General features: G+C 38.4%; 7 protein-coding genes and 1 pseudogene. 3 read left to right on the forward strand and 5 right to left on the reverse strand.

Annotated elements, in window-relative coordinates; translation table 11 throughout:
* Window positions 1-70 precede the first annotated feature (70 nt).
* Complete coding sequence (locus R7H07_RS23795) at window positions 71-487, reverse strand: helix-turn-helix domain-containing protein (RefSeq protein WP_000275180.1); 417 nt, start codon at window positions 485-487, stop codon at window positions 71-73.
* An 87-nt stretch (window positions 488-574) separates the two neighbouring features.
* Here R7H07_RS23795 and tetC point away from each other — a divergent pair, with 87 nt between their 5' ends.
* Complete coding sequence (gene tetC, locus R7H07_RS23800) at window positions 575-1,168, forward strand: tetracyline resistance-associated transcriptional repressor TetC (RefSeq protein WP_000428546.1); 594 nt, start codon at window positions 575-577, stop codon at window positions 1,166-1,168.
* A 112-nt stretch (window positions 1,169-1,280) separates the two neighbouring features.
* Here tetC and tet(B) read toward each other — a convergent pair whose 3' ends face one another.
* Window positions 1,281-2,486: a tetracycline efflux MFS transporter Tet(B) gene (gene tet(B), locus R7H07_RS23805; protein WP_010446567.1), complete on the reverse strand. Its 1,206-nt coding sequence runs from the start codon at window positions 2,484-2,486 to the stop codon at window positions 1,281-1,283.
* Window positions 2,487-2,567: 81 nt separating this feature from the next.
* Here tet(B) and tetR(B) point away from each other — a divergent pair, with 81 nt between their 5' ends.
* Complete coding sequence (gene tetR(B) / locus R7H07_RS23810) at window positions 2,568-3,191, forward strand: tetracycline resistance transcriptional repressor TetR(B) (protein WP_000088605.1); 624 nt, start codon at window positions 2,568-2,570, stop codon at window positions 3,189-3,191.
* Here tetR(B) and R7H07_RS23815 read toward each other — a convergent pair.
* The 3 genes from R7H07_RS23815 to R7H07_RS23825 are packed head-to-tail and all read right to left on the reverse strand — an operon-like array spanning window position 3,169 to window position 4,562.
* Window positions 3,169-3,855 (reverse strand): ArsR/SmtB family transcription factor, encoded by a 687-nt coding sequence (locus tag R7H07_RS23815; RefSeq protein ID WP_001284954.1) that lies wholly within the window; start codon window positions 3,853-3,855, stop codon window positions 3,169-3,171. The genes tetR(B) and R7H07_RS23815 overlap by 23 nt on opposite strands.
* Before the next feature lie 7 nt (window positions 3,856-3,862).
* Window positions 3,863-4,249: a hypothetical protein gene (locus R7H07_RS23820; protein ID WP_000460651.1), complete on the reverse strand. Its 387-nt coding sequence runs from the start codon at window positions 4,247-4,249 to the stop codon at window positions 3,863-3,865.
* Window positions 4,242-4,562, reverse strand: coding sequence for an antibiotic biosynthesis monooxygenase family protein (locus tag R7H07_RS23825; RefSeq protein WP_000562370.1), 321 nt, complete (start codon window positions 4,560-4,562; stop codon window positions 4,242-4,244). Before R7H07_RS23825 ends, R7H07_RS23820 begins: the two co-directional genes overlap by 8 nt.
* A gap of 443 nt (window positions 4,563-5,005) precedes the next feature.
* On the opposite strand from R7H07_RS23825, the pseudogene gltS reads away from it, so the two are divergent.
* Window positions 5,006-6,046 (forward strand): annotated as a pseudogene (gene gltS, locus R7H07_RS23830) (sodium/glutamate symporter); the annotation flags it as partial.
* Window positions 6,047-6,119: the final 73 nt, after the last annotated feature.

Here is a 6,119-nt window from a genome sequence, read left to right on the forward strand (position 1 = left end):
GGCTGCAACCCTGCTTACTCAAAATCTATTCACACATGGTTACGTTTTGGGGAAATTATGAGGGGATCTCTCAGTGCATTGCCTCCAATTCCCATAATTTATTACGCCGATAATAACTTGGTGTAACCTTAAAAATGTACTTAAATCGACGTGTAAAAGATTGTTGGGAATCAAATTGATATTTTAATGCGATCTCAAGGATAGTTTTTTTCGTCAACCTCAACTCAACAGCCGCTTTCGTCAAACGACGAGCACGAATATAGCTAGCCAGTGTGACCCCTGTTACTTTTTTGAACAGCCGCTGAAAATACCACTTGGTATAACCCGCTTTATTCGCCACATCATCAAGCAGTAAAGACTGATCTAAATTATGTTCAATCCATAATAGAACATCTTTGATAACCGTTGTATGAAACTGCTTATCATCATATCTTAATTGGATGTTATTAGCTTTATTTTGATAGCGAGAATGCTGTTCAATATACATAAAATAACCTAAATGTTCTTAAGATTGTCACGACCACATCATCATGATACCATAAACATACTGACGGTATGTTATTTTAAATCTATCATGGAAAATAAAAATCATCAACAAGAAAATTTTAAGAGTACCTATCAATCACTGGTTAACTCAGCACGAATATTGTTTGTTGAAAAAGGCTATCAAGCTGTTTCAATAGATGAGATCTCGGGAAAAGCGTTGGTGACCAAAGGTGCCTTTTATCATCACTTTAAAAATAAAAAACAATTACTCAGTGCCTGTTATAAGCAGCAATTAATTATGATTGATGCCTACATCACAACAAAAACTGATTTAACAAATGGTTGGTCTGCCTTAGAAAGTATATTTGAACATTATCTTGATTATATTATTGATAATAATAAAAACCTTATCCCTATCCAAGAAGTGATGCCTATCATTGGTTGGAATGAACTTGAAAAAATTAGCCTTGAATACATTACTGGTAAGGTAAACGCCATTGTCAGCAAATTGATCCAAGAGAACCAACTTAAAGCTTATGATGATGATGTGCTTAAAAACTTACTCAATGGCTGGTTTATGCATATCGCAATACATGCGAAAAACCTAAAAGAGCTTGCCGATAAAAAAGGCCAATTTATTGCTATTTACCGCGGCTTTTTATTGAGCTTGAAAGATAAATAAAATAGATAGGTTTTATTTGAAGCTAAATCTTCTTTATCGTAAAAAATGCCCTCTTGGGTTATCAAGAGGGTCATTATATTTCGCGGAATAACATCATTTGGTGACGAAATAACTAAGCACTTGTCTCCTGTTTACTCCCCTGAGCTTGAGGGGTTAACATGAAGGTCATCGATAGCAGGATAATAATACAGTAAAACGCTAAACCAATAATCCAAATCCAGCCATCCCAAATTGGTAGTGAATGATTATAAATAACAGCAAACAGTAATGGGCCAATAACACCGGTTGCATTGTTAAGGCTCACCAATAATCCCTGTAAAGCACCTTGCTGATGACTCTTTGTTTGGATAGACATCACTCCCTGTAATGCAGGTAAAGCGATCCCACCACCAGCCAATAAAATTAAAACAGGGAAAACTAACCAACCTTCAGATATAAACGCTAAAAAGGCAAATGCACTACTATCTGCAATAAATCCGAGCAGTACTGCCGTTTTTTCGCCCCATTTAGTGGCTATTCTTCCTGCCACAAAGGCTTGGAATACTGAGTGTAAAAGACCAAGACCCGCTAATGAAAAGCCAACCATCATGCTATTCCATCCAAAACGATTTTCGGTAAATAGCACCCACACCGTTGCGGGAATTTGGCCTATCAATTGCGCTGAAAAATAAATAATCAACAAAATGGGCATCGTTTTAAATAAAGTGATGTATACCGAATTCGATTGCGTCTCAACCCCTACTTCGGTATCTGTATTATCACGTGTATTTTTGGTTTCACGGAACCAAAACATAACCACAAGGAAAGTGACAATATTTAGCAACGCAGCGATAAAAAAGGGACTATGCGGTGAAATCTCTCCTGCAAAACCACCAATAATAGGCCCCGCTATTAAACCAAGCCCAAAACTTGCCCCTAACCAACCGAACCACTTCACGCGTTGAGAAGCTGAGGTGGTATCGGCAATGACCGATGCCGCGACAGCCCCAGTAGCTCCTGTGATCCCTGAAAGCAAACGGCCTAAATACAGCATCCAAAGCGCACTTGAAAAAGCCAGCAATAAGTAATCCAGCGATGCGCCTATTAATGACAACAACAGCACTGGGCGCCGACCAAATCGGTCAGACATTTTTCCAAGCCAAGGAGCAAAGATAACCTGCATTAACGCATAAAGTGCAAGCAATACGCCAAAGTGGTTAGCGATATCTTCCGAAGCAATAAATTCACGTAATAACGTTGGCAAGACTGGCATGATAAGGCCAATCCCCATGGCATCGAGTAACGTAATTACCAATGCGATCTTTGTCGAACTATTCATTTCACTTTTCTCTATCACTGATAGGGAGTGGTAAAATAACTCTATCAATGATAGAGTGTCAACAAAAATTAGGAATTAATGATGTCTAGATTAGATAAAAGTAAAGTGATTAACAGCGCATTAGAGCTGCTTAATGAGGTCGGAATCGAAGGTTTAACAACCCGTAAACTCGCCCAGAAGCTAGGTGTAGAGCAGCCTACATTGTATTGGCATGTAAAAAATAAGCGGGCTTTGCTCGACGCCTTAGCCATTGAGATGTTAGATAGGCACCATACTCACTTTTGCCCTTTAGAAGGGGAAAGCTGGCAAGATTTTTTACGTAATAACGCTAAAAGTTTTAGATGTGCTTTACTAAGTCATCGCGATGGAGCAAAAGTACATTTAGGTACACGGCCTACAGAAAAACAGTATGAAACTCTCGAAAATCAATTAGCCTTTTTATGCCAACAAGGTTTTTCACTAGAGAATGCATTATATGCACTCAGCGCTGTGGGGCATTTTACTTTAGGTTGCGTATTGGAAGATCAAGAGCATCAAGTCGCTAAAGAAGAAAGGGAAACACCTACTACTGATAGTATGCCGCCATTATTACGACAAGCTATCGAATTATTTGATCACCAAGGTGCAGAGCCAGCCTTCTTATTCGGCCTTGAATTGATCATATGCGGATTAGAAAAACAACTTAAATGTGAAAGTGGGTCTTAAAAGCAGCATAACCTTTTTCCGTGATGGTAACTTCACGGTAACCAAGATGTCGAGTTAACCACCCTTTAGATTCATAAAGCGAAAATAATGCGGCTCCAACGTACCCACCTAAATGGAAACGGCGTTCACTCCAATCTAAACACGCACAACAGATTTTACGTGAATGTTTGGAAGGAACGTCAATTCCCATTTCATGAAAATATTGAATACCACTTAATGTGATCATTGAACCATTTTCAGTGATCCATTGCTGTTGACAAAGGGAATCATAGATCTTAACGGCAACTTCGCCAGCTAAATGATCATAGCAAGTACGTGCTTTTCGTAAATGCACTGGCGTGGAAACTTTGGCATGTACGCCATGGTTTAAGGAGATCCCCATCATACTTTCCATCAATTCAGCAATATCTTTTCCTGCTAGCCGAAAATAACGATGCTTGCCTTGAGCTACTACTGTGATTAGCTGGCAATCTAATAATTTAGATAAATGACTGCTCGCCGTTGAAGCTGATATATTCGCCACAGAACTTAGCTCAGTGGCCGTCCAAGCTCGCCCATCCATCAAAGCACTGAGTATTTTAACTCGTGAAATGTCAGACATAGCCGCCCCTATCGCGGCTATTGAGGACTCAAAGGTAACCTCTTTTCGTATTAAATTAGCCATCGCAAGTTCACTTTATTGCCCAAGGGAGCGTAACAGATGCAGCCATACTATCATTGTCCGTTATTAATATCAGTTGGTTAGCATGGTCACTGTATTGCACTAAAATATTAATGTTATTCTCCGCCAATACTCGTGCTATTTCGCCAAGTTCCCCCGGTTTTTCCTGTTTTAACTTACGAATTAATGGTGTCCGGATCGCAAGTACTAACAGTCCAGCTTGCTCTAGCGCTATTTTAGCTTCCTTTCCTTGTTCAACAAGAAAATGAGCATGGCATTCATCACCAACCGTAAATATCCCTCCCCCTTCCAATCCAATACCTTTATTACCTAATGTTTTTCCTAGTAATGCTAATTGTCCTATTTGATTATCTAAAACAACGTGAACATCAAACATTATCCTTGTCCTTTTTAAATGAATATTCGCGAGTAATATGAGCAATACTAATTTTGTAAAAATCAAATATTGACTCTCGCCCTTCTTGTTGAGCTTTCGCATGTAAAACATGATTTTTCCATTGCAGAACTGCGTATTCGTTTTCCCACCAAGATAGCGATAACATTTTTCCTTCTGTAGCTAGACTTTGAAAACGTTCAATTGAAATAAAACCAGCTACATGACTTAATAGTGGTCTTAACTCCTCAGCTAAAGTCAAATAGCGAGTTTGTTGGTCGGGTTGTATTTGCACCTCAAATATTACAGCAATCATATTTTTCTCCGTTATTAATCAACAAACAGAGTAATCCACCCGAAAATTAACACTTCGATAAGCAACGAAATATAGAAAGGTCATGCTGCTGTTTTATGTTGTATATCACACTTCTTTAAATTGCTCGGCCTGCGCTTATCATGTTCTCCTTCTCTTATAATTTTGTTTATTATTTATACTTTTTTATTTTTTGCTATCACCGAAAATAGTGCGGATCCCGCATGGTATTTAGGTTTACCCATCATTAAATACCATTGTTGTTATTTTAATCTTTTTAATATTTCATGATTAAGATCACACTAAAATTATGACCCTATTAACTAAAAGTTATGGATACCCTAATAAAACTCATTGTTAAAGACTAGTTAACCAAAGTAACTTCATTTTTCACTATTGTTAAATTGTTATAGTGAAAATTCTGGTAAACTAATAGAGGTAAAAAAATGATCCTAGATGCCAGTTATACATTATTAGTCGCATGTATCGCGCTACTCATAGGAATGTTTGTCGTAAAATTTACCCCGTTCCTACAAAAAAACCACATACCAGAAGCCGTCGTTGGTGGCTTTATTGTTGCAATTGTTCTGTTAATTATTGATAAAACATCAGGTTATTCGTTTACTTTTGATGCTTCATTGCAAAGTTTATTAATGCTCACATTCTTTTCCTCTATCGGGCTAAGTTCTGACTTTTCTCGACTGATTAAAGGAGGAAAGCCGTTAGTTCTATTAACTATTGCAGTAACGATCCTAATCGCCATTCAAAATACTGTCGGCATGAGTATGGCTGTCATGATGAATGAAAGTCCATTTATTGGCTTAATTGCAGGTTCAATTACTCTAACAGGTGGTCATGGTAATGCCGGAGCATGGGGCCCTATTCTCGCTGATAAATATGGTGTAACAGGCGCCGTTGAATTAGCGATGGCTTGTGCAACACTTGGATTAGTGTTGGGTGGTTTAGTTGGCGGCCCTGTTGCCCGTCATCTTTTGAAAAAGGTCTCTATTCCTAAAACAACCGAGCAAGAGCGCGACACTATCGTTGAAGCTTTTGAGCAACCAAGCGTCAAAAGAAAAATCAATGCAAATAACGTTATTGAAACCATTTCAATGCTGATTATCTGTATTGTTGTTGGTGGCTATATCAGTGCATTGTTTAAAGATACTTTTCTGCAACTGCCTACTTTTGTCTGGTGTTTATTTGTCGGTATTATTATCCGTAATACACTGACTCATGTATTTAAACACGAAGTGTTTGAGCCGACCGTCGATGTATTAGGTAGCGTTGCTTTATCGCTTTTCTTGGCAATGGCGTTAATGTCATTAAAATTTGGTCAATTGGCAAGCATGGCAGGGCCAGTATTAATTATCATTGCTGTACAAACTGTTGTCATGGTGCTATTTGCCTGCTTTATCACCTTCAAAATGATGGGCAAAGATTATGATGCTGTCGTGATCAGCGCGGGTCACTGTGGCTTTGGTCTGAGGAATCCCCTAATGATTTTGATAAAAATCATAAATTTAAGGTAGATGCACATCTTGTCATGTGATCAAATGG

Origin of the sequence: Vibrio sp. Vb1127 (assembly GCF_033338735.1) — a bacterium.
GTDB lineage: Bacteria > Pseudomonadota > Gammaproteobacteria > Enterobacterales > Vibrionaceae > Vibrio > Vibrio alginolyticus.